The organism is Oryzisolibacter propanilivorax, assembly GCF_900103645.1.
Lineage (GTDB): Bacteria > Pseudomonadota > Gammaproteobacteria > Burkholderiales > Burkholderiaceae_C > Melaminivora > Melaminivora propanilivorax.
The window spans coordinates 367,811-390,963 of the sequence record NZ_FNHP01000001.1; the positions used below are offsets into that span (position 1 = coordinate 367,811).

Annotated in this window: 19 protein-coding genes, 1 tRNA gene, 1 other RNA gene, 1 pseudogene and 1 riboswitch; of the genes and pseudogenes, 17 read left to right on the forward strand and 5 right to left on the reverse strand. The window is 70.5% G+C overall.

Going from position 1 to position 23,153, the window contains the following annotated elements; all coding sequences use genetic code 11:
- Positions 1 to 64 precede the first annotated feature (64 nt).
- Both BLQ61_RS01630 and BLQ61_RS01635 read left to right on the forward strand, forming a co-directional pair.
- A complete protein-coding gene (locus BLQ61_RS01630; RefSeq protein WP_245703765.1) occupies positions 65 to 1,324 on the forward strand; it encodes a cyclic di-GMP phosphodiesterase in 1,260 nt (419 codons plus the stop codon).
- Positions 1,324 to 3,738 (forward strand): annotated as a pseudogene (locus BLQ61_RS01635) (putative bifunctional diguanylate cyclase/phosphodiesterase); the annotation flags it as partial. The gene BLQ61_RS01630 and the pseudogene BLQ61_RS01635, both read left to right, overlap by 1 nt.
- An 18-nt stretch (positions 3,739 to 3,756) precedes the next feature.
- Here the strand turns inward: BLQ61_RS01635 and ssrS are convergent.
- The 3 genes from ssrS to BLQ61_RS01645 all read right to left on the reverse strand — a co-directional run bounded on the left by ssrS (position 3,757) and on the right by BLQ61_RS01645 (position 4,532).
- Positions 3,757 to 3,936: non-coding RNA, 6S RNA (gene ssrS, locus BLQ61_RS17765), on the reverse strand.
- Positions 3,937 to 3,984: 48 nt separating this feature from the next.
- A complete protein-coding gene (locus BLQ61_RS01640; RefSeq protein ID WP_091565880.1) occupies positions 3,985 to 4,311 on the reverse strand; it encodes a cell division protein ZapA in 327 nt (108 codons plus the stop codon).
- Positions 4,308 to 4,532: a DUF904 domain-containing protein gene (locus BLQ61_RS01645; RefSeq protein ID WP_091565883.1), complete on the reverse strand. Its 225-nt coding sequence runs from the start codon at positions 4,530 to 4,532 to the stop codon at positions 4,308 to 4,310. The genes BLQ61_RS01640 and BLQ61_RS01645 overlap by 4 nt, the downstream gene beginning before the upstream one ends.
- A gap of 35 nt (positions 4,533 to 4,567) precedes the next feature.
- Positions 4,568 to 4,813: riboswitch (cobalamin riboswitch) on the forward strand.
- A 75-nt stretch (positions 4,814 to 4,888) separates the two neighbouring features.
- Here BLQ61_RS01645 and BLQ61_RS01650 point away from each other — a divergent pair.
- From BLQ61_RS01650 to BLQ61_RS01710, 13 genes are all read left to right on the forward strand, one after another.
- Positions 4,889 to 6,781: a TonB-dependent receptor domain-containing protein gene (locus tag BLQ61_RS01650; protein ID WP_091565886.1), complete on the forward strand. Its 1,893-nt coding sequence runs from the start codon at positions 4,889 to 4,891 to the stop codon at positions 6,779 to 6,781.
- A 10-nt stretch (positions 6,782 to 6,791) separates the two neighbouring features.
- On the forward strand, positions 6,792 to 8,246 hold the full coding sequence (locus BLQ61_RS01655) for a cobyrinic acid a,c-diamide synthase CobB (RefSeq protein WP_091565888.1): 1,455 nt from the start codon (positions 6,792 to 6,794) through the stop codon (positions 8,244 to 8,246).
- The gene (locus tag BLQ61_RS01660; protein WP_091565891.1) at positions 8,243 to 8,869 is read left to right on the forward strand and encodes a bifunctional adenosylcobinamide kinase/adenosylcobinamide-phosphate guanylyltransferase; all 627 of its coding nucleotides are present in this window, start codon (positions 8,243 to 8,245) and stop codon (positions 8,867 to 8,869) included. The genes BLQ61_RS01655 and BLQ61_RS01660 overlap by 4 nt, the downstream gene beginning before the upstream one ends.
- Positions 8,863 to 9,822 (forward strand): ABC transporter substrate-binding protein, encoded by a 960-nt coding sequence (locus BLQ61_RS01665; protein WP_091565894.1) that lies wholly within the window; start codon positions 8,863 to 8,865, stop codon positions 9,820 to 9,822. The genes BLQ61_RS01660 and BLQ61_RS01665 overlap by 7 nt, the downstream gene beginning before the upstream one ends.
- Entirely contained in the window at positions 9,819 to 10,868 is a 1,050-nt protein-coding gene (locus tag BLQ61_RS01670; RefSeq protein ID WP_091565896.1) for a FecCD family ABC transporter permease, read from the forward strand. Before BLQ61_RS01665 ends, BLQ61_RS01670 begins: the two co-directional genes overlap by 4 nt.
- A 53-nt stretch (positions 10,869 to 10,921) precedes the next feature.
- Positions 10,922 to 11,656 carry an ABC transporter ATP-binding protein gene (locus BLQ61_RS01675; protein WP_245703767.1) on the forward strand — a complete coding sequence of 245 codons (735 nt, stop codon included), beginning with the start codon at positions 10,922 to 10,924 and terminating at the stop codon, positions 11,654 to 11,656.
- Between the two features lie 115 nt (positions 11,657 to 11,771).
- Positions 11,772 to 12,170: a hypothetical protein gene (locus tag BLQ61_RS01680; RefSeq protein ID WP_091565902.1), complete on the forward strand. Its 399-nt coding sequence runs from the start codon at positions 11,772 to 11,774 to the stop codon at positions 12,168 to 12,170.
- A gap of 286 nt (positions 12,171 to 12,456) precedes the next feature.
- On the forward strand, positions 12,457 to 14,595 hold the full coding sequence (locus BLQ61_RS01685) for a TonB-dependent receptor domain-containing protein (protein WP_091565904.1): 2,139 nt from the start codon (positions 12,457 to 12,459) through the stop codon (positions 14,593 to 14,595).
- A 117-nt stretch (positions 14,596 to 14,712) separates the two neighbouring features.
- A complete protein-coding gene (cobO, locus tag BLQ61_RS01690) occupies positions 14,713 to 15,282 on the forward strand; it encodes a cob(I)yrinic acid a,c-diamide adenosyltransferase (RefSeq protein WP_091565907.1) in 570 nt (189 codons plus the stop codon).
- A gap of 76 nt (positions 15,283 to 15,358) precedes the next feature.
- Positions 15,359 to 15,982 carry a methylated-DNA--[protein]-cysteine S-methyltransferase gene (locus BLQ61_RS01695; RefSeq protein ID WP_091565910.1) on the forward strand — a complete coding sequence of 208 codons (624 nt, stop codon included), beginning with the start codon at positions 15,359 to 15,361 and terminating at the stop codon, positions 15,980 to 15,982.
- A 117-nt stretch (positions 15,983 to 16,099) separates the two neighbouring features.
- Positions 16,100 to 17,443, forward strand: coding sequence for a DUF2254 domain-containing protein (locus tag BLQ61_RS01700; protein WP_091565912.1), 1,344 nt, complete (start codon positions 16,100 to 16,102; stop codon positions 17,441 to 17,443).
- A complete protein-coding gene (locus BLQ61_RS01705) occupies positions 17,440 to 18,699 on the forward strand; it encodes a cation:proton antiporter (RefSeq protein WP_091565915.1) in 1,260 nt (419 codons plus the stop codon). The genes BLQ61_RS01700 and BLQ61_RS01705 overlap by 4 nt, the downstream gene beginning before the upstream one ends.
- A gap of 61 nt (positions 18,700 to 18,760) precedes the next feature.
- Positions 18,761 to 19,279: a DUF421 domain-containing protein gene (locus BLQ61_RS01710; RefSeq protein WP_091565917.1), complete on the forward strand. Its 519-nt coding sequence runs from the start codon at positions 18,761 to 18,763 to the stop codon at positions 19,277 to 19,279.
- Between the two features lie 110 nt (positions 19,280 to 19,389).
- Here the strand turns inward: BLQ61_RS01710 and BLQ61_RS01715 are convergent.
- Together BLQ61_RS01715 and BLQ61_RS01720 are read right to left on the reverse strand one after the other, a co-directional pair.
- Positions 19,390 to 19,479, reverse strand: a tRNA-Ser gene (locus tag BLQ61_RS01715).
- Positions 19,480 to 19,547: 68 nt separating this feature from the next.
- Positions 19,548 to 20,711, reverse strand: a complete 1,164-nt coding sequence (locus tag BLQ61_RS01720; RefSeq protein ID WP_091565920.1) for a zinc-dependent alcohol dehydrogenase — start codon at positions 20,709 to 20,711, stop codon at positions 19,548 to 19,550.
- Between the two features lie 270 nt (positions 20,712 to 20,981).
- On the opposite strand from BLQ61_RS01720, the gene cbiB reads away from it, so the two are divergent.
- Together cbiB and BLQ61_RS01730 are read left to right on the forward strand one after the other, a co-directional pair.
- Positions 20,982 to 21,977 carry an adenosylcobinamide-phosphate synthase CbiB gene (gene cbiB / locus BLQ61_RS01725; RefSeq protein WP_091565922.1) on the forward strand — a complete coding sequence of 332 codons (996 nt, stop codon included), beginning with the start codon at positions 20,982 to 20,984 and terminating at the stop codon, positions 21,975 to 21,977.
- On the forward strand, positions 21,968 to 23,134 hold the full coding sequence (locus tag BLQ61_RS01730; protein ID WP_245703769.1) for an aminotransferase class I/II-fold pyridoxal phosphate-dependent enzyme: 1,167 nt from the start codon (positions 21,968 to 21,970) through the stop codon (positions 23,132 to 23,134). Before cbiB ends, BLQ61_RS01730 begins: the two co-directional genes overlap by 10 nt.
- Positions 23,135 to 23,153: the final 19 nt, after the last annotated feature.

Sequence of the window (23,153 nt, forward strand, 5' to 3'; positions counted from 1 at the left end):
TGGCGATAATCGGACCACAATGGTCCCTCCCGTCGGCGCGGCCTTCGCCCGCTGGCCTGCCACCGTGAACTCACCCATCCCGATTGCCATCGACGAGATCCGCGTCGGCATGTTCATACAGCTGCCGCTGAGCTGGCTGCATCACCCTTTTCCGACCAGCAGTTTTCGCATCACTTCCCAGGAGCAGATCAGCACCCTGCGGCAGCTCGGCCTGTCCACCTTGAGCTATCTGCCCGGCAAGGGCCTGTCTTCCGGGTTGGATGTCGCTGCCGGCTCTACTCCGGCACCAACGCCAAACGGGCAGGAAGAGCGATCCGGGTCTGCTACTGACGACAATTCAGCAGGGGAAGAGGGCGTTTCCGCCAGTGAGCATTGCCTGGGACGTTATCGCCTGGCAGCCGCGACCTACGACGCCGTGGCCGATGAGGTGCAGCAGCAAGCAGTGGCGGCACGCGAACGGGCGGAGTGCCTGGTTCGTGACTGCGTCGAGGAACTGGTGGAAAAGGAAGCCTGTGCCATACGCCTGCTGTCCGACACGCAGTCGGGCGGCGAGGCTGCGCATGCGGTGAATGTCATGGTGCTGGCATTGCTGCTGGGCCGCACGCTACAGCTGCAGGGCAGCGGCTTGCACGACCTGGGGCTGGCCGCCTTGTTGCATGACATCGGCAAGGTCACGATGCCGGCACATATCGGCGAGTCCGGAGCACCCTTGTCGGCGGCAGAGCTGCAGCGCTACCGCTCGCACGTGGGTGAATCGGTGGCTCTGGGGCAGGCGATGGGCTTGCCCAGCGATGTGCTCATCGCCATTGCGCAGCACCATGAAATGGCGGATGGCAGCGGCTACCCATTGCAGCTGCTGGGGGAGGATCTCAGTGTTGCAGGGCGTATTCTTGCGCTGGTCAATGTCTATGACCGACTGTGCAATCCACTGCAGGGCGCCGAACCGCTGACGCCCCACGAGGCCGTGTCACAGCTCTACGCGCAGCGGAAAGGCTGCTTCGATCCTGTAGTGCTGGAGTCATTCATTCGCATGATGGGCGTATACCCGCCGGGTTCACTGGTTGAACTGGTGGATGGCCGTCTCGGGTTGGTCGTCAGCGTGGATGCCATGCACCCGCTGCGGCCGGTAGTACTGGTGCTTGAGGATGGCAGTGGACTGCAGCGCCTCGATCTGGCGCGGGCCGAAGGCACTGGCATACGCCGCAGCCTGCGTCCGGCACAGCTGCCGGCGGCGGCTTTGCGGACGCTGCTGCCGCATTCGCGCATCCAGTATTACTTCGAGCGCGCAACAGCCGCCGCGCAGGAGCAGGGCGGTCCGGGATGATGCAACCAGTCATTCCTGCTGGCACGTGGCAGGCGGTTGTCGACGGCCTGCAGCAGGCTGTGTGGCTGATCCATGCTGATACGCTTCAGATGCTGCATGCCAATGAAGCAGCGGTACGGTTGTCCGGGCGCGCCGCGTCTGCCATGCAAGGCCAGGCCGTGCTGGAGCTTGCCAGCGCGCCCCAGGACAGAATCTTCTGGCAGCAGGCTCCCGAGCAGATCGCCAATGGTGTCAATTCCTGCACCACCCTCTGGAATCCACAGCGCGGGATGGCAATCCCGGTTGAGCGCTGGGTGCAGGCATTACCAGAAAAAGACGGTGCCACGCTGCTGCTTATGAGCATGCTCGACCGCTCGGAGTGTGAGGCATCCACCCGCGAGCTGGAAGCGCTGCTGTCCGAGCTGCGGGCCACGCTGGACTCGGCCGCCGACGGCATCCTGAGCTGCGACCTGCAGGGCAATATCCGCGCTTTCAATCACCGGCTGGTGCAGATCTGGCAGCTGCCGGATGCGCTGCTCACGCGGCGTGACGACGGAGCCATCCAGGCGCATTTGCAGGCACAGGTGCAGGAGCCGGAGCGCTATCGCCAGTGCATGGCGACGCTGCGGCGCGAGCCACTGCTGGAATCCACCGAGGTATTTGCGTTGCGCAATGGGCTGGTAGTGGAGCAGCGATCGGTACCCCAGCTGGTACGTGGTCGGCCTACCGGGCGGGTATTTGTCTTTCGTGACATCTCGGCCCAGTTGCAGGCACAGGCGGGCTTGCAACTCGCGGCGCAGGTCTTCGACTCCAGCCTGGATGCAATTTTCATCGCTGACGCACAGCGGACCGTGATACGTGCCAACCCGGCCTGCGATGCGCTGCTGGGAAGTGGTCACGCTTCCATGGTGGGTCAGGCGGCAACCGATGTTCTGTCTTCGGCCACGCCAGAAAACGATTTGCTGGACCAGGTGCAGGCTGCGTGGCAGGCCGATGGGTTCTGGGCCGGCGATGCGCGGCTGCGGCGCCAAGGTTGCGCGGATGCACCCGTGCACCTGTCATGGGTGCTGCTGCGCGACGAGCACGGGCAAGAAAGACAAAGCATCGGGTTCATGCGCGACCTGGCACCACAACATGCTGCCCAGCGCCGCATCGAGGAACTGGCGTTCACCGATGCGCTCACCGGCCTGCCCAACCGGCTGCAACTGGCGCAGCGCGTCGAATCGGCCATTGACAATGCGCGCGGCTCCAGCACCGAGTTTGCCGTGCTGTTCCTGGACCTGGACCGCTTCAAGATCGTCAATGACTCCCTGGGTCATCCTTTTGGCGACCGGGTTCTGAAGCTTGTGGCGCAACGCCTGCAGGATTGCCTGCGGCAGTCGGACATGCTGTGCCGGCTTGGCGGCGATGAGTTCGTCATCTATCTGCACGGCGCCGGCAGGCCCGTGGCCGAGTCTGTCGCGCGCCGTGTGCTGGACGAAATGATGAACCCGTTCACGCTCGACGGGCTCGGGTTTTCGGTGCAAAGCAGCATCGGCATCGCGCTGTATCCGCACGATGGCCTGACGCTGGATGACCTGATCAAGCAGGCCGACACGGCCATGTACCGGGTCAAGGAGCGTGGGCGCGGCAGTTACGACTTCTATCGTCCGCAGATGAGCGTGAATCTGTTGTCGCGCATCAAGATGGAACACGCCATGCGCCTGGCGCTCAGCCTCGGGCAGATGCAGGCGCACTATCAGCCACAGGTGGACTGCGCCAGCGGGCGCATCATCGGCATGGAAGCGCTGCTGCGCTGGAACGAGCCGCAGCTCGGCGCCGTGTCACCCGCCACCTTCATTCCCCTGGCGGAAGACTGCGGCTACATCGTCACGCTGGGCGCCTGGGTGATGGAGCAGGCTGTACAGGAGGCAGTGTATTGGCACAGCCACGGGCGGCCGCTCACGGTGTCGGTCAACGTCTCGGCGCTGGAGCTGCGCCAGGCCGGCTTCGTCGACCGGGTGGCGCGCCTGCTGGCCGAATACCGCCTGCCGCCCCAAGGGCTGGAACTGGAACTGACGGAGAGCGTGCTGCTGCAGGATGCGCAGGACATGGCACAACTGCTGACCGCGCTGGGACGGCTGGGCGTGCGTCTGTCGATTGACGACTTCGGTACCGGCTACTCCAGCCTGGCCTACCTCAAGAAGCTGCCCATCCACCGTCTCAAGATCGACAAGTCCTTTGTCGATGGCCTGCCAGACCAGGAGCACGACGCTGCCATCGTGCAGGCGATCATCAGCATGGGCCGGGCGCTGCGTATCCAGGTCGTTGCCGAAGGGGTGGAAACCCAGCTGCAGCGCCAGGCACTGCAGGACATGGGGTGTGACTTCTACCAGGGGTATCTGTGTGCGCCGGCACTGCCTGCGCCGGGCCTGCGCGTCCTGCTGGAGGAACAGAACAGGGACGAGGAGAAAGAGGTGTCTGCAAGTGCCACCAGGCCGTCATCCTGAACCGAGGGTTCAGGGGGGCAAGGGCAGCGTGGCATTGGGTTCATCTGACGCGAGATGATCACGCCTGCCAGGCAATGTACCAAGCCCGTGCTCAAAGAGCATTGGTTCAAGGAACTATAAAGCCCGGCAGCACCGCAGACACCTGCATTGTAAGGCCGCTCGTGCGGTGCAAGACAGCTGGTTCGCGAATGCTTACAACACGGCGGCGCCGCACTCTTCCAGTGCCTCGTCCAGGCGCTGCACCAGCTGCTGCAGGCGTTCCTGCTGCTGCGCATCCAACGCCGGCGCCATAACATCTGCCTGCGCGGCGGTAGCGGCGTCGCGGTCGGCGATCTCGAACGCCAGGTTGAGCGCAGCCAGCACCGCGATGCGCTCGCGTGCGCGCACCCTGCCAGCATCGCGGATGCTGGTCATCGCTGCATCCACGCGCTCCACGGCTTCGAGCAGGCGCCGCTCCTGTCCCTCGGGGCAGCCCAGCACGTAGCTTTGCTGCAGTATCTGGACTTCGATCTGCTTCATGGCGCGTCGTCGGTAGAGGGTTGATTGGCGGGCAGGCGGTCCAGCAGTGCGTCCACACGGGCGCGCGCCGCCTGCAGGCGCGACTTCAGCGAATCGCGCTCCTGGGTGAGCGTCATGACCTGCTGCGCCAGCAGGGCGTTGGTGTGGGCGAGCTGCTCGTGCAGCAGCAGCAACCGCTCCACGCGCTCGGCGATCTGGTCGATGGGAGAGGTGGCGGGCATAGGCAGGCGATTGTAGAGAGTGCGTCGGCCCTGCGCATAGAATTGCGGCTGTTGGTGCTCGCTGCATGGTTCACATGCCGCAGTTCAACGGGAAGCAGGGAGGGTGCCTTCGCCATGAAGGCGCAACCCGGGCCTGCGCTGCCCCCGCAACGGTCAGCGAACCAGCCGCAATGCGGCTGCCTTTCCAACCATCAAGCCACTGGGCGCCTTGAACAAGCGCCTGGGAAGGCGTTGGAGAGCGTTTCGCCAGCCCGGATACCGGCCAACAAGGAGGCTGCCTGCTACACAGCGGGCCGCCATGTCACCCATCGCCGGCGGGGAGGCCGGCACGGGCAGTTTGCTGATCCATATTTCCCATGTTGAATTCCCTGTCCCGCGCGAGCACGTCGGCTGCCGGCGCCTGCCTGCGTCTGCGCCCCAGCGCTTTTGCCGTGGCCGCGCTGCTGGCCGGTGCCGTGCATGCCCAGGATGGCGCCGTGCTGGTGGCACAGAACCTGCACGCACCGGCGCTGAACGAGATGGTGGTGACCGCCACCCGCACCGCCCAGCCGCTGACCGACGTTCTGGCCGACGTGTCCATCGTGGATCGCCAGACCATCGAGCAAAGCGGCGCCACCGGCCTGGCGGACGTGCTGGCGCGCCTGCCCGGCATCGAGATCTCGCGCAACGGCGGCCCTGCCACCACCAGCAGCGTGTTCCTGCGCGGCGCCGAGACACGCTTCACCGCCGTGTATGTCGATGGCGTGCGCGTGGATTCGCAGTCCGGCAGCGGCGGTGCCACCTGGGAGGCGATCCCGCTGTCGCAAATCGACCGCATCGAGGTGCTGTGCGGCCCGGCCGCCGCCATCTATGGCTCGGATGCCGTGGCCGGCGTGATCCAGATCTTCACCAAAAAGGGCGAGGCCGGCGTGGCGCCGTATGTGGGCGTGGGTGTCGGCAGCCACCGCACCTGGCGCGCCGAGGCCGGCGTGAGCGGCGCCAGCGGCACCGTGGACTATGCCCTCGGCGCCACGCGCGAGGGCAGCCGCGGCTTTGACGCCACGACCAAGGCCGGCAGCAACCCCGACCGCGACGGCTACCACCAGAGCTCGGTCAGCGGCCGGCTGGGGTGGCAGCTGAACGCCGCGCACCGCCTGGAAGGCACGCTGCTGCACAACGAGTCCAACAGCGGCTACGACACCAGCGCCGCCGACGACCGCAGCCTGCACCGTCTGCAGGCGCTGGGCCTGCACTGGGACGCGCAGTGGAGCAGCCAGTACAAGACGCGCCTGTCGGTCACCGAGTCCAAGGACCGCTACCAGACCACCCCCAGCCCCTACCTGACGGACACGCGGCTGCGCAACTACCTACTGCACAACGAATGGCGCCTGGGCGTGCACCAGTTCACCGCAGCCCTGGAGCGGCGCGAGGACCACCTGGAGAACGCACCCATCGACCGTTCGCGCTCGCAGAACGCGCTGGCGCTGGGCTACGGCCTGCACCAGGGCGCGCACACGCTGCAGCTCAACGCCCGGCATGACCGCGACAGCGAATTCGGCAACAAGTCCACCGGCAGCGCCGCCTACGGCTACCAGTTCGCGCCGCAGTGGCGGGCCACTGCCTCGATGGGTACGGCGTTTCGCGTGCCGTCGCTGTACCAGCGCTTCAGCATGTACGGCGATGACAGCCTCAAGCCCGAGACCAGCCGCAACGTCGAGCTGGGCGTGAAGTGGCTGCGGGACGGCAGCAGCTTCTCCGCCACCGCCTACCGCAACGACGTGCGCAACCTCGTCACCTACGTCAGCGGCCCCGGGCCGTGCCCGGGCGGCTCCGGCCCCTATCCGGGCTGCTACTCCAGCGTCGGCAAGGCGCGCTACCAGGGCCTGACGCTGGCCGGCGCGCACCAGCTGGGCAGCGTGCGCCTGCGCGGCTCGCTGGACTTCCAGAACCCCGAGAACCTGGACACCGGCAAACAGCTGGCGCGCCGCGCCAAGCGCCATGCCACGCTCGGCGCCGACACGCGCCTGGGCCAGTGGACGCTGGGCGCCGAGGCGCAGCTGTCGGGCCGCCGCTTCGACGACGCGGCCAACAAGAACGTGCTCGGCGGCTACACGCTGGTGAACCTGCATGCCAGCACCCGCGTGGCGCGCGACTGGCAGGTCTTTGCCCGCGTGGACAACCTGGCGGACAAGCAGTACGAAGTCGCTCGCACCTATGCCACGCCGGGCCGCAGCGTCTTCGTCGGCCTGAAGTGGGCGCCGCAATACTGATGGCGCTGGCATGAGCGCGCCATCCGCTCGCTGCCCGGCGCTGGTCGTCGCCGCGCCGGCCTCCGGCCAGGGCAAGACCACCGTGGTCGCCGCCCTGGCGCGGCTGCACGCGCGCGCCGGGCGGCGCGTGCGCGTGTTCAAGTGCGGCGCCGACTACCTGGACCCGCACTGGCACGAGCTGGCCAGCGGCGCGCCGGTGCATCCGCTGGATCTGTGGATGACCGGCGAGGCCGATTGCCGCCAGCGCCTGCATGCCGCCGCCGCTGAAGCGGACCTGATCCTGGTCGAGGGCGTGATGGGCCTGTTCGACGGCGACGCCAGCGTGGCCGCGCTGGCGCGCCGCCTCGGCATCCCGGTGCTGGCGGTCATCGACGCCCATGCCATGGGGGGCACCTTCGGCGCGCTGGCGCTGGGCCTGCGCAGCTACTGGCCGGACCTGCCCTGGGCCGGCGTGCTGGCCAACCGCGTGGCCGGCGAGCGGCACGCGCGCATGCTGCAGGACGGCCTGCGCTCTGCCAGCGACTGGCTGGGCGCGCTGCCACCGGTTTCCATCGCTGGCGAGGGCAGGGGAAAGCCTGGTGGGCTCCTGCCCGAGCGGCAGCTGGGACTGGTGGCGGCGCGCGAGCTGCCGGACGCGCTGGTGCGCCTGGACGCCGCCGCCAATGCGCTGGCCGCCACGCCGCTGGGCATGCTGTCGCCGCGAGACTGGCAGCGCTGGGCGGTGGATTTCGCTGCGCCGCCCGACGCGCCCGCGGCGCCCGCACCGCTGCTGGCGGGCCGGCGCGTGGCGGTGGCGCGCGACGCGGCCTTCTGCCTGGTCTATGAGGCCAACCTGCAGACCCTGCGCCAGCTGGGCGCGCAGGTGGAGATCTTCGCGCCGCTGCAGGGCGAGCCGCTGCCGGCATGCGACGCGCTGTGGCTGCCCGGTGGCTTTCCGGAACTGCACGCCAGTGCCTTGGCGTCGCTGACGCACTTGCGCGAACAGCTGCGCCGACACATCGCCGCCGGCCGGCCGGTCTGGGCCGAGGGCGGCGGCATGCTGGCCCTGCTGCAGTCCGTCACCCTGGCCGATGGCTGCTGCCTGCCGCTGTGGGACCTGCTGCCCGGTCATGCCACGCTGCGCCAGCGTCTGCAGGGGCTGGGGCCGCGCAGCTGGCAGCCGGTTGCTGATGGCGCGCAGTCGCTGGCAAAAAAACAGGCGCCGACTGCCGCACGCCGGCTGCCGGATGCCACTCCGGCCGCGCCGGTGGCCGATGGCGCACTGCGCGGCCACACCTTCCATTACTCCAGCGTGGATGCGCCCGATCTGGCCATTACCGGCCACGCCGTGCGCCCGGCGCCCGAGGAGGCGCAGGCCGGGGCCGAGCCGGTGTATCGCCACGGCAGCGTCCATGCCAGCTATTTCCACGCCTGGTTTCCGTCCGCGCCGCGCGCCGTGGCACGGCTGCTGGGCGCAACGCCATGAGCCTGCACGTTGCACGCAGCGAACTCATCCTGGGCGGCCAGAAAAGCGGCAAGTCGCGCCGCGCCGAGCTGCTGGCGCGCAGCTGGCTGGCCACGCCCGGTCACCGCGCCACGCTGATCGCCACCGCCCAGGCGCACGACGCCGAGATGCGCGCGCGCATCGAGCGCCACCAGCGCGAGCGCGCGCAGCGCGTGCCCGGCATGGCCCTGGTCGAGGAACCGCGCGACCTGGCCGGCGCGCTGGCGCGGCATGGCCGGGCCGACACCCTGCTGGTGGTGGATTGCCTGACACTGTGGCTGACGCACTGGCTGATGCCGTTGGATGGAGGAGCGGGAGAGGGCGCCGAGCAGCAGGCCGGGCAGCCCGATTTGGGGGAAAAACCGCCTCCAGCCCTTGATTGGCAAGGGCAGGCAGCTCACTTTTTTGCAGTGTTGCAGCAGGCGCCGGGCCCGGTGGTGCTGGTCGGCAACGAGATCGGGCTGGGCGTCATCCCCCTGGGCCGCGAGGTGCGCGCCTTCGTCGATGCCCTGGGCCTGCTGAACCAGCGCGCCGCCGCCGCCTGCCAGCGCGTCACGCTGATGGCCGCTGGCCTGCCGCTGACCTTGAAGGATTCGCCATGCTGAGCCTGTTGTGCCGCGCTGCTGCGTGGCTGCTGTCCTGTGCGGCCCCTGGAAAAGCCGGGCCGGGCACAAGCCGCGCGTTCGCACGCCCCGCCAGCGCCGCGCTGGCCCTGCTGCTGGCGGCCGGCGCCGCGCACGCCGCCATCACCATCACCGACGACCGCGGCCGCACGCTGCACTTCGAGCGCCCGCCCGAGCGCGTCGTCAGCCTGCTGCCGTCCAGCACCGAGAGCCTGTGCGAGATGCAGCAGTGCCATCGCTTGGTCGGGGTCGACCGCTATTCCAACTGGCCCGCGTCGGTGCAGGCGCTGCCGCGCGTGGGCGGCGGGCTGGATCCGAACATCGAGGCCATCGTCGCCTTGAGGCCCGATGTGGTGCTGCTGTCCACCGCCAGCCGCGTCAGCGACCGGCTGGAGGCGCTGGGCGTGAAGGTGGTCGCGCTCGAGCCCAAGACGCATGCCGACGTGCGCCGCATCCTGGCCACCATCGGCGACCTGTTTGCCGTGCCCCGTGCCGAAGGCGTGGACCGCGTGTGGCGCGTGATCGACGCCTCGGTGCAGGCGGCGGCGCAGTCGCTGCCCCCAGCGGCGCGCGGCGCGCGCGTGTACTTCGAGGTCAGCCGCGGGCCCTATGTCGCGGGGCAGCATTCCTTCATCGGCGAGACGCTGGCGCGCCTGGGCGTGCGCAACGTGGTGCCGGCTGAGCTGGGGCCGTTTCCGCGCCTCAGTCCGGAATTCGTGCTGCGCGCACGGCCGGACTTGGTCATGGTGTCCAACCGCAGCGGCCAGCCGCGGGCGACCTATCCCGGCTGGAACAATCTGGCCGCCATCCAGGCGGGACGGCTGTGCGTGTTCGGCCCCGAGCAGGCCGACGTGCTGGTGCGCCCCGGCCCGCGCATGGCCGAGGCGGCGCGCATCATGGCCCGCTGCCTGGGCGAGAAATTCTCTGCCCCATGAGCGCCGTGCTGCCCACCGCCGACCTGCCTGACGACGCTGCGCCCGCCACCGGCCGGCGCCGCGCCGCCGCGCTGCTGGCCTGGCTGCTGGCGCTGTCGCTGCTGCTCGCGCTGCTGGGCGCCAGCGTCGGCAGCACCGGCTTCGAGAGCGCGCTGCACATGGGCGGCGATGCCCTGGCGTGGCAGATCGTCTGGGACATCCGCCTGCCGCGCACCCTGGGAGCGTGGCTGGCCGGCGCGCTGCTGGGCCTGGCCGGCGCCATCGCGCAGGGATTGTTCCGCAACCCGCTGGCCGATCCGTACCTGCTCGGCAGCGCCTCGGGCGCGGCGCTGGGCGGCGCGCTGGCGCTGGCGCTGATGGGCGTGTCGCTGTCCAGCGCCGGCTGGTGGGCCCGGCTGGGCATGACCGGCGCGGCCTTCCTCGGCGCCACTGGCGCGGTGCTGCTGACCCTGGTGCTGGCGCGCGGCGTGCAGCACACACTGCGCCTGCTGCTGGCGGGCGTGGTGGTCGGGGTGGTCTTGAGCGCCGCGCGCGACCTGATCCAGGTGGCGCATCCGAACATCCTGGAGGCGATGCAGGTCTTCACCCTGGGCAGCTCGGCCTTTGTCGGCTGGCAGGCGTGCCTGCTGATGGCCGTGCTGTGGCTGGTGTGCGTGCTGGCGGCCTGGGCGCTGTCGCGCCTGCTGGACGGCCTGGTGTTGGGCGAGGCCACGGCTGCCAGCCTGGGCCTGCCGCTGGGGCCGATGCGCGCCGGGCTGGTGCTGGCCCTCGCCCTGGCCACCGGCACCGCGGTGGCGCACACCGGGCTGATCGCTTTCGTCGGCCTGGCCGCGCCGCACCTGGTGCGCTCGCTGGCGCGCGCCACGCACCCCTGGCAGGTCTGGCTGGCCAGCCTGATGGGCGGCGTGCTGCTGTTGGCGGCCGACATCCTGGCGCGCTGGCTGGTCGCGCCGCAGGAGCTGCCGGTGGGCGTGCTCACCGCCGCGCTGGGCGGCAGCTACCTGCTGTGGCTGATGCACCGACGCGGATTCGGGGGCGGGGCGTGAGCGCGGTAGCTGCGGATTCGATAGCTGTCGGCGCAAGCTGCATCAGGGCTGGCGTGCAAAACAGCCTGATATTGCACGGCATCGACCTGCAGCTGCCCGCCGGGCGCTGGACCAGCGTGGTCGGGCCGAACGGCGCCGGCAAGTCCACGCTGCTGAAGGTGCTGGCTGGCCTGTTGCGCCACGCCCGCGTCGAGGGCGAGGTGCAGCTGCTGGGCCGGCCGCTGCACGCATGGCCCGCGCGCGCGCGTGCGCGCCAGCTGGCGTGGTTGGGCCAGAACGAGAGCGTCGCCGACGACCTGCCGGCCTACGACGTGGCCATGCTCGGCCGCCTGCCGCACCGCGCCTGGATGGCGCCGCCGTCCGCCGCCGACCACGTCGCCGTGCGCGAGGCGCTGGTCACTACTCAGGCATGGGACTGGCGCGCGCGGCCGCTGTCGCAGCTCTCGGGCGGCGAGCGCCAGCGCGTGCTGCTGGCGCGCGCGCTGGCGGTGCAGGCGCCGATCACGCTGATGGACGAGCCGCTGGCCAACCTGGACCCGCCGCACCAGGCCGACTGGGTGCGCACCGTGCGCGCCCTGGTGGCCGGCGGACGCACGGTGGTCAGCGTGCTGCACGAGATCTCGATCGCGCTGCAGGCCGACGACCTGCTGATCATGGCCGGCGGGTGCGTGGCGCACCACGGCGCCTGCGCCGATCCGGCCACGCACGCGGCACTGGAGCGGGTGTTCGACCGGCGCATCCGCGTGCGCCAGATCGACGGCGTGTGGATGGCGCTGCCGTGCGTGTAAGCCGCACCGGCAGAGGACGGGGCAGGGCGCTGCATCGCAGCGTGCGCGGTGCGAACGCCGCGCGCGGCTTGCATGAACCGTGCGGCTGTCTCGGTTACGCTTGCCGGTTCGCCCCATGACCAGCCCCCTTCAGCCCTCCACCCGCCTTGCCGACCGCGCGCGCCGTTGCGCGCTCGGCTGGCTGCTGCTGGCGCTGGTCCTGGCGCCGGCGCTGGGGCGGGTGCACCAGATCGTCCACGGTCTGGGCACGGGGGGCGCGCAGGCCACTGCCCACACCAGCGCACACGGTTCCGCCGGCCGTGCGCTGGACACGCTGCACGCGCTCTTTGCCGGCCACGGCAGCGCCGACTGCCAGGTGCTGGACCAGCAGACGCTGGGCGGCCCCGCGCCCGCGCCGCTGCTGGCGCTGGCGCACGCGGCGCCGCAGCCGGCGCCGGCCGCACCGCTTGCCGCCGCGCCCGCGCCGCGCCGGGCGGCGCCGTTCCAGGCGCGCGCCCCGCCCAACGCCGCCTGAGCGTGCATTGATCGGGCGCTGCCCGGCCCGGCCGGGTGCCTGCGCCGCGCCCGGAGCGCAGCGCTGGGGCACCTGCGTGCCGCTGCGCCGCTGGCCGCTGCCGGGCCGCCACGCACGCTCCAGACATCATTTTTGACAGCTGCTCGCCCTTGTTCTGCAAGGGCTGGTGGCCTGTTTGACCCCTATTCATCCATCCCCGCCGCGACGCCGATTGCGTCGCGTGCAGCGCCTTGCCTGTGCCGCGAGCGGCAGGCGGCATGGCGCGCCTTCCTGATCGAGTCGACACATGACCTCTCTCATGGCTTTTCCCTCCACCGCCCCGGGCGCATTCCGTCCCCTGGCCTGCGCGCTGCTGGCCCTCCTGGCGTCCGGCGCTGCTTCGGCGCAACCCGATGCGGCGCCCGCGCCCGGGCCGGCGGCATCCACCACGGGCGTCGGTGCCAGCCTGCCTGCGGTCACCGTTTCCGCCAGCGGCCTGCAGCTGGGCGTGTCCGAGATGACGCAGCCCGTGTCGGTGCTCGAAGGCGACGCGCTGGTGCGACAGCGGGGCGCCACGCTGGGCGAGACGCTGGAGGGCGAGCCCGGCATCACCGGCAGCCATTTCGGCGCCGGCGCCAGCCGCCCGGTGATCCGTGGCATGGACGGCGCGCGCGTGCGCGTGCTGACCGATGGCGCCGAGCTGCACGACGCCTCTACCATCAGCCCGGACCACGCCGTGGTCGCCGAGCCGCTGCTGGCCACGCAGATCGAGGTGCTGCGCGGCCCCTCGGCGCTGGTGCATGGCGCGGGCGCGGTGGGCGGCGTGGTCAACGTGCTGGACGGCAAGGTGCCGACGGCCGTGCCGTCCAAGGGCTACGAAGGGAGCGCCGAGGTGCGCGCCGGCAGCGCCGCGCGCGACAAGGCCGGTGCCGTGGCCGTCACCGGTGGCACCGGGCCATTCGCCGTCCACGTCGAGGCCGCGGGCCGCGACGCGGGCGACTACCGGGTCGGCAGCGGCTGGGAGGGCGGACGCCGCGTGCCCGGCAGCTTCAACGACACGCGCAGCGCCAGCCTGGGCCTGTCGTGGGTCGGCGAGAGCGGCTACCTGGGCCTGGCCTTCACGCGCCAGACAGCGCGCTATGGCCTGCCCGGGCACAGCCACGGCTTCGAGGGCTGCCACACGCACGGCAACCATCTGCACTGCGGCGCGCACGACCACGACCACGATCATGGCGAGGGGCACGAAGAGCACGACCATGCCCATCACGAAAACGACCACGACCACGGCGCGGTGCCCGTGGTGGACCTGCGCAGCGAGCGCATCGACCTGCGCGGCGAGCTGCGCAACCCATTCGCCGGCGTGGCCGCGCTACGCCTGCGCGGCGGCTTCACCGACTACGTGCACGACGAGATCGAGGGCGGCGAAGTCGCCACCACCTTCAAGAACAAGGCGCATGACCTGCGTGTGGAGCTGCAGCACCAGCCCATCGCCGGCCTGCGCGGCCTGGTGGGCGTGCGCACCGCCGAGCGCAAGTTCAGCGCCGTGGGCGAGGAGGCCTACGTGCAGCCCACGCGCACGCGCTCGACCGGCCTGTTCCTGCTGGAGGAATACCGCCTGGGCGACTGGCGCATCGAGGGCGCGCTGCGCCACGACCGGCAGAGCGCCCGCGCACTGGACAGCGATGTGGAGCGCTCGCACCACGGCACCTCGGCCTCGCTAGGTGCCGTCTGGCGCGTGGCGCCGGGCTATTCGCTGGGCACCACCGTCACCCGCGCCAGCCGCGCGCCCACGGCCGAGGAGCTGTATGCGCGCGGCCTGCACATGGCCACCGCTACCTACGAGCGCGGCGACGCCGAGCTGCGCTCGGAGATCTCGCGCAACGTCGATCTGACGCTGCGCAAGACCAGCGGCCCGACCACCTTCGACGTGTCGGTGTACCGCAATAGCATCCGCCACTACATCCATGGCCGCACGCTGGACGAGCTGGATGGCCTGCAGCTGCTGCAGTTCAGCCAGGCTGACGCCACCTTCACCGGCATCGAAGGCCGCGTACGCCAGGCGCTGACGCGCCAGATCGGCCTGACGCTGTGGGGCGACAGCGTGCGCGCGCGGCTGGACGGCGGCGGACGCCTGCCGCGCATCGCGCCGGCGCGCGTCGGCCTGAAGCTGGACGCGCAGTGGCAGTCCTGGCAGGGCGACATCGAGTGGCTGCAGGTGGCGCGGCAAAGCCGCGTGGCGCAGTTCGAGAGCGCCACGCCCGGGTATGGCATGTTGAACCTGGGCCTGGCCTACCACGGCGGCACCAGCACGGCCACGCCGTGGCAGGTCTACCTGAAGGCGCGCAACCTGACCGACCGGCTGGCGTACTCGCACGTCTCCTTCGTCAAGGACGCGGCCCCGCTGGCCGGGCGCAGCGTGGTGCTGGGCATGCGCGTGGCGTTCTGACGCCCCGGCCCAGCCGCCGTACGGGCGGCCAGCGGGAATGGCCCATGCCTCGCCCGCCGGCCGCCCCTCGCGATTCTTGTATCGTCGCCGGTTTGCCTTTCAGGAGAACCCTTCGCCATGCAGATCGAAACCCCACCCAGCGCCAAGCCCTATGAAAAGCCCGAGGGCGAGCGGCGCGGCCTGGTCATCGTCAACACTGGCGACGGCAAGGGCAAGAGCACGGCCGCCTTCGGCCTGGCGTTTCGCGCCACCGGCCGGGGCAAGACGGTCAAGGTGTTCCAGTTCATGAAGGTGCCGACCGCCCGCTTCGGCGAGCACCGCCTGGCCGAGCAGGTCGGCCTGCCCGTGGAGGGCCTGGGCGACGGCTTTTCTTGGAAGAGCAAGGACCTGGAACAGTCCGCCCAGCTGGCGCGCGATGGCTGGGCCAAGGCGCGCGAGGCCATCCTGTCGGGCGAGTACTTCCTGGTGGTACTTGATGAGGTGACCTATCCGCTGATCTACGGTTGGCTGCCGCTGCAGGAGGTGCTGGACACGCTGGCGCAGCGGCCCAAGGACGTGCATGTGTGCCTGACGGGCCGGCGCTGCCCGCAGGAGCTCATCGACCTGGCGGACACGGTGACGGAGATGAAGATGGTCAAGCACGCCTTCCAGGCCGGCGTGCCGGCGCAGCGCGGCATTGAGGATTGACGGCCGCGCAGCGCCGGGCCCTGGCCACGGCCGGGCGCACAATGCCCCATCCATCGCCTGAAGCCGGAGCGCCGCCATGACCCTGCCATCCCTGCACATCGCCACGCCGCTGGGCGAGATGCTGGCCGTGGCCTCCAGCCACGGCTTGTGCCTGCTCGAATTCGTCGGCCAAGACGGCCTGGAGCGCGAACTGGCCCAAGTGCATGCCGCCCGCATGGGGATGGGCGGGCAGGGCGCGCAGGCGCTGCTGCAGCAGACGGCGCGCGAACTGGCGGAGTACTTCGGCGGTCAGCGGCGCGCGTTTTCGATCTCCCTCGATCTGGTCGGCACGCCGTTCCAGCAGCGCGCCTGGGCCGCGCTGCTGGCCATCCCCTTCGGACAGCAGCGCAGCTATGCCGACCATGCACGCGCCATCGGCCAGCCCACGGCGACGCGCGCGGTGGCGGGCGCCAACGGGCGCAACAAGGTCAGCATCGTCGTGCCCTGCCACCGCGTGATCGGCAGCGACGGGCGGTTGACCGGCTTCACCGGCGGGCTGAACCGCAAGCGGGCGCTGCTGGCGCTGGAGGGCTGGAGCGAGCACGCCCTGCACCCGGCCGAGCGGCGTGGCGACGAACTGCAGCAGGTCCTGGCCTTCGAGGCGGAACGCATCGCCTTGCCCACCGGCCGGCACGCCGGCGCAGCAGCCGTACCTGCGTAAGCGCGACGCGCGCCTGCACCCCGGACAGGCGCTGGTTCTGTCTGGCGATCGGTACAGGGCGGCCCCGGCGCCGCTCTGGCACGGCATGATGGCCGCCAATCCCGTGCCCTGCCGCCCATGAAAGCCCGACTGCGCTACTTCCTGAACGCCCTGGCCGACGCCTTCTGGCTGGTGCCGGCGGCCATGGTCGCCGGTGCCAGCGTGCTGGCGGTGCTGCTGGTGCAGCTCGACCGCGGCGGCCAGCTGCCGCACTGGCTGACGGCCAGCGACTGGTTCTACAACGGCGGCGGCACCGGCGCACGCACGCTGCTGGGCGCCATCGCCTCATCGGCCATCGGCGTGGCCGGCACGGTGTTTTCCATCACCATCGCGGCCCTGTCCCTGGCCGCGGGGCAGATGGGCCCGCGCCTGCTGCGCAACTTCACGCGCGACCGGGGCGTGCAGTGCACGCTGGGCGCCTTCCTCGGCACCTTCTCCTATGCGCTGATGGTGCTGCGCACCGTGCGCACGCAGGACGAGGGCGTGTTCACGCCACACCTGGCGCTCACTTTTGGGATCGTGCTGGCGTTCGGCTGCATCGGCACGCTGGTGTACTTCGTCGCGCACATGGCCAGCCGCATCAACGTCGGCACGGTGGTCAACCTGGTGAGCGAGGACATGCGCGCCGCAGTGCTGGCCCTGGTGCGGGACGAGCCGCATCCCGAGCCTCCCGCCGAGGCCTTCTGGGCGCACGCTGCACCGGTGTGCGACGCCCGGCGCGGCTATCTGCAGCAGCTGGACGCGGATGCGCTGGCCGACTGGGCGGCGCAGCACGGCACCGCGCTGCGACTGCTGGTGCGCCAGGGCGACTATGTATTTCCCGGCGCCCCCATCGCGCTGCTCGCACGTGACGTGCCCGGCGCGGCCGAGGCCATCCGCGGCGCCACCGCGCTGGAGGACGTGCGCGGCAGCGCCGGCGACGCCGGCCACGCGGTGCGCCAGCTGGTGGAGGTAGCGGTGCGCGCGCTCTCGCCCGGTGTCAACGACCCGCACACCGCACTGGGCGTGCTGGATCAGCTGGGCGCGGCGCTGTGCGATCTGGCGGGCCGTTCCTTGCCCACCGGCGTATGGCAGCGTGAGGGGCGCGTGGCGCTGGTGGTGCCGGTGCTGCGCTACGCCAGCTTGGTGGACGCCATGTTCCACATGGTGCGGCAAAACGCCAGCACCAGCCCGGCCGTGCTGCTGCGCCTGCTGCAGGTGCTGACCGCTGTATTGCACTGCGAGGGTGACGCAGCGCGCCGCGCCGCGCTGGCCCGGCATGCCGCACTGGTCTGGGCGGACGCGCAGCGCAGCGTGCCCAACCCGTCGGACGTGCAGGACATCGGCCGACGCTACCAGGCGCTGCAGCGCGCGCTGGCGCAGCCGCCGGGCGTCCGGCCCGCTGCAGCCCGATCCACGGCCGGGCAGGAGCCAGACCGATGACCACGTTCGACATCGCCGCCCTGTGCCTGGTGGTCACGGCGCTGCTGGCCTACCTGAACCATCGTTTCGTGCGTCTGCCCACGGCCATCGGGGTGATGGTCATCGCCCTGGCGCTGTCGCTGGCCCTGGTGGCGCTGGACGCCGCCGGCATCGCGTCGGGCCTGCGCGAATACGAGGCGTCGTTCGTGCGCTCGGTGCATTTTTCCGAGGTGCTGATGCAGGGCATGCTGTCGTTCCTGTTGTTTGCCGGCGCCCTGCAGGTCGATCTGAGCGCGCTGCGGCGCTGGCGCTGGCAGGTGGCGGCGCTGGCCATCGGCGGTACGCTGGTGTCCACGCTCGTCGTGGGCGCGGCGATGTGGCTGGCGTTGCCGCTCGTCGGCCTGCCGCTGCCGCTGCTGCACTGCCTGGTTTTCGGCGCGCTGATCTCGCCCACCGACCCGATCGCCGTCATGGGCATCCTCAAGTCCGCCGGCGCGCCGCAGGAGCTGGAGCTGGTCATCGCTGGCGAGTCGCTGTTCAACGACGGCGTTGGTGTGGTGCTGTTCGCATTGCTGGTGGGCGTGCTGGCCACGGGCGAGGTGCCGGACGCAGCGCAGGCCGGCATGCTGCTGCTGCGCGAGGCGGGCGGTGGCCTGGCCTTCGGGCTGATCCTGGGCTATATCGCCTTCCGGCTGCTCAAGAGCATCGACCACTACCAGGTCGAGGTGCTGCTGACGCTGGCGACCGTGATGGGCGGCTATGCGCTGGCCAGCCACCTGCACGTGTCCGGGCCGCTGGCCATGGTGATCAGCGGGCTGATGATCGGCAACCGGGGCCGGGCGCAGGCCATGTCGGACCACACCCAGCGCTACATCGACATGTTCTGGGAGCTGCTCGACGAGATCCTGAACGCGGTATTGTTCGTGCTGATCGGGCTGGAGGTCATCCTGATTGCCTTCTCGCCGGCGTTGCTGGCAGGTGGAGCGCTGGCGATCGCGGTGACGCTGCTGGCGCGCTGGCTCACCGTCGCGGTGCCGGCGCGCGCGGGCGCCCAGGCGCTGCCGGATGGTGCTGCACACGTGCTGGCCTGGGGCGGGTTGCGCGGCGGTATCTCGGTGGCGCTGGCGCTGTCGCTGCCCCTGGGGCCGCTGCGCGAGACGTTGCTGGCGCTGACGTACTGCGTGGTGGTGTTCTCGATCTTGGTGCAGGGCCTGAGCATCGGGCGTGTGGTGCGCGCCGTGCTGCCAGCGCACGGCGCCGATGCGCGCACTGGCTGAAGGGCCCCGCGCAGGCGATACACCCTCCTTTCCACCCATTCGGTTCCTCGAGGCAAGCGCCATGTTCTTCAACAGCTGGATGGATCTGCTGCACGTCGCCGTGGTGGGCGTGCTGGTGTATTTCGGCCTGATCCTGAGCCTGCGCCTGGCGGGCAAGCGCACGCTGTCGAAGTGGAACGCCTTCGACATGGTCATCACCGTGGCGCTGGGCTCGACCCTGTCCAGCGCGTTCCTGTCGAAGGACGTGTCGCTGGCACAGGGCCTGGCGGCCATTGTGGTGATGGTGGCGCTGCAGTTCGCCATCAGCTGGACGATGGTGCGCTCCGCGCGGGTGCGCGGCGTGGTCAAGGCACGCCCGACGCTGCTGTTCGACCGAGGCGAGTTTCTTGAAGGGCCGATGCGCACGCAGCGGGTGACGCACTCGGAAATCCGCGCCGCCATCCGGGGCGCCGGCCATGCGGCGCTGGAGGATGTGGAGGCGGTGGTGCTGGAGACCAATGGCGACTTCAGCGTGCTGCGGCGCGTGCAACAGCCCGGCGAGCGCACGGCGCTGTGCGATGTGGAGGGAGCCGGGCAGTAACCATCCGCCGCCCTGAACGCTATGCCGTTCGCTGGCGGGTTGCCCTCGCAAGACCCGAGCCAAAACAAAAGCCCTGTGGGTCATCGACTCACAGGGCTTTTGCAGGTGTATGGCGGAGAGGGCGGGATTCGAACCCGCGGTGGGGATTAGCCCACACACGCTTTCCAGGCGTGCGACTTAAACCGCTCATCCACCTCTCCGAAGCCCGCGATTGTAGCAGCGATTCGGGCGCCTTCCGGCGAAGAGGATCCGGCCCTGGCGCGCGGCCTCACGGCACCAGGACCACCTTGCGACACTCCTCTTCCTTCTTCTCGAAGATCTCGTAGCCGCGCGCCGCCTCGGCCAAGTGCATGCGGTGGGTGATGAGGTTTTCCGGGCGCAGCTTGCCGTCCTGGATCAGCGCCAGCAGCTCGGGCAGGAAGCGCTGCACATGCGTCTGGCCCATCTTGAAAGTGAGGCCCTTGTCGAATGCATCGCCGAACAGGAAGCCGTGGATGAAGCCTGCATACACCCCCGGCACGCTGACGATGCCGCCGCGGCGCGTGGCGGCGATGCACTGGCGTAGCGCCTTGCCGCTGGAGCCTTCCACCTTGATGGTGGTCAGCAGCGTCTCCAGCGCGCTGCCCTTGGCCTCGAAGCCGACGGCGTCGATGCTGGCGTCCACGCCATGCCCGCCGGTGCCTTCCAGGATGATCTCGGCCGGGTCGTCGTGCTTGTCGAAGTTGATTGGAATCACGCCGTACTCCTGCTGCGCGTACTGCAGCCGGTAGTCGTTGTGGTCGATCATGAAGATGGTCTGCGCACCCAGGTGGCGCGCGCACATGGCCGCCATGCAGCCCACCGGCCCGGCGCCGAAGATGGCGATCGTCGAGCCGGGGCCGACCTCGGCGTTCACCACCGCCTGCCAGCCTGTGGGCAGGATGTCGGACAGAAACAGCACCCGCTCGTCCTCCAGCCCGGCCGGGATGACGATGGGCCCGCTGTTGGCCTTGGGCACGCGCACATACTCGGCCTGGCCGCCGGCGTAGCCGCCGTACAGGTGCGAGTAGCCGAACAGCCCGGCGCCGGGCGTGCTTGATTTCTTGTTCAGGATGGCGCCGCGGCCGGTATTGGTGTTCTCGCAGGCGGCGAACAGCGTCTTGTCGCAGTAGAAGCACCGTCCGCAGGCGATCACGAAGGGCACGACCACCCGGTCGCCTTTGGACAGGGCGGTCACGCCCGTGCCCACCTCCTCGACCACGCCCATGAACTCGTGGCCCAGGATGTCGCCAGACTCCATGCCGGGAATCTTGCCGCGGTAGATGTGCAGGTCCGAGCCGCAGATGGCGGTGGCCGTCACGCGCAGGATGATGTCCTCGGGGTCGGACAGGAAGGGGTCGGGCACGTTGTCGACGCGCACGTCCTTGGCGCCGTGGTAGGTCAGGGCTTTCATGGGCAGGCTCCTTACGGGGGTGGGGACTGGGAACGGCGGCACAGCGGCCGGGCGAAGCGGTCAATCTAGGAGGGCCGCGCCGGGCGGCCTGTCAGCGCGCACGCGCCCGCCCTGTAGGCAGCGCGCGGGCGGTTAGGCTTGGCGGCTCTAGCGTGGTGAGGATGGATGGGCGATGGCGAGGGTTGGCAAGGCGAACAGGGCAGGGAGCGCGCGGTGCGTGACAGTGCTGGCGAGGCAGGACGTTTGCGCCGCGCTGCGGGGCGACCGCCCATGCTGATCGGCTGGGGCACGGAGGCCGCATTGCCCGCCTCGGCGAGCCTGCTCGGCGCGGCGCTGCTGCTGGCACTGGCCGTTGACGCGCTATGGGGCGAGCCGCCGGCGCCGCTGCACCCGGTGGTCTGGATGGGCCGTGCGCTGGGCGCCTGGGGCGCGCGCCTGGCGCCGGCCGTGGCGCGTGACCGCGACCACAAGACTTTTATCCTTGCAGCCCTTGTCTGGTCAGCGCTTGCAGCTATCACGGTAATAGCAGCCGTGGCGCTGCAGGCGCTGGTCTTGCGCTACCTTCCGCCCTGGGGCGCAGCGCTGGCGCTGGGGCTGCTGCTCAAACCCCTGCTCGCCTGGCGCATGCTGCGCGTCGAGGTACTGGCGGTCGAAGGCGCGCTGGCCCAGTCGCTGGCCGCCGGGCGCGAGCGCCTGTCCTGGCTGGTCAGCCGCGACACCGCCGCCTTGAGCGCCGCCGAGGTGCGCGAAAGCGCCATCGAGACCTTGGCGGAGAACCTGTGCGACTCGGTGGTCGCCCCGGTGTTCTGGTTCGCCGTGGCCGGCCTGCCGGGCGCGGCGCTGTACCGCTTCGCCAACACGGCGGACGCCATGTGGGGCTACCCCGGCTGGCGCGGCGCGGGTGCGGCCCGGCGCCACTGGCAGTGGGCTGGCAAGTGGGCCGCGCGCGCCGACGACGCTTTGAGCTGGCTGCCGGCGCGGCTGACGGCGCTGCTGCTGCTGGCCACTGCCGGGCGGCGCGTGTACCTGCGCCGGCTGCGCCAGGACGCGCACGCCACCCCATCACCCAATGGCGGCTGGCCGATGGGCGCGATGGCGCAGCTGCTGGGCGTGCGGCTGGGCAAGCCGGGGGCGTATGTGTTGAATCCCGCAGGGCAGGCGCCAGAAGCGCCGCAAGTGACCCAGGCCGTGTTTTTTGCAAGAAATGTGGTGCTGGCCCTGATATTCATTGAGCTTGTAGCTATGGTTTTTGATTCATGGATCTAGATTCAGGCATGGGCACGTTGCTGCATGGCGGACCGGACGCGCTGGGCGTACCGCGGCACGACTTCTCCACCAACGCCAACGCCTGCGGGCCGTGCCCGATGGCGCTGGCCGCGCTGGCGCAGGCCAACCGGGCGCGCTACCCCGACCCGGCCTACACCGCGCTGACCGCGGCGCTGTCTGCATTCCATGAAGTGGCGCGCGAGCGCATCGTGCTGGCCGCCAGCGCCAGCGAGTTCATCCACCGCATCACCGCCCTGGCCGCGCGCGCCGGGGTGCGCCAGGTGGTGCTGCCGGCGCATGGCTATGGCGACTATGCGCGGGCGGCGCGGTTGTGGGGGATGGCGCCTGCGGATGACGCGAGTGGCACCGGGCGGTGTGCCGAATGGGCGGACAGCGGGGAAGACCCTCGCCCCAGTCCTCTCCCGCAGGCGGCAGAGGGAGCAAAAGGTGGATGCGGCGCAGGCATGGAATCGGCGTGCGCCACGCTGCACTGGGCGTGCGAACCCGCCAGCCCGCTGGGCACGCCGGATGCGGCGCTGGACGCCTGGCCTAACCACCCGCATGCCCCCTGGCGTGTGCTCGACCGCGCCTATGCCCCCCTGCGCTTGGCCGCGCCGGCGCGCCCGGCGCCGGACGGCGTGTGGCAGCTGTTCTCGCCCAACAAGGCGCTGGGCCTGACCGGCGTGCGCGGCGCCTACGCCATCGCTCCGCAAGCCGCCACCGAGGACGGCACGGCCGCGCGCCTGCGCGCCCTGGCGCCGTCCTGGCCGCTGGGCGCCGACGGCGTGGCGCTGCTGGACGCCTGGGTGCGGCCCGACGCGCAGCGCTGGCTGGCCGATTCACTGCTTTTGCTGCGCGACTGGAAGGCGCTCCAGACCGCGCTGTGCCAGTCGCTCGGCTGGCAGGTGCTGCCGGGCAGCCTGGCGAATTTCTTCACCGCGCGCCTGCCAGCCGGCACCGATGTGGCGGCGCTGCTGGCTGCGCTGCGCGGGGGTGGCGTCAAGCTGCGCGACTGCGCGTCCTTCGGGTTGGCCGGTCATGTGCGCCTGGGCGTGCTGCCGCCCGCGTCGCAACAGGCGCTAGGCGCGGCCTGGGCGTGTGGGCTGGCCGACCAGCGCGCTGCCGATGCGTCCCGGCAGGGCTACCATCCAGCATGACTTTGCCTTCTCTTGTTCC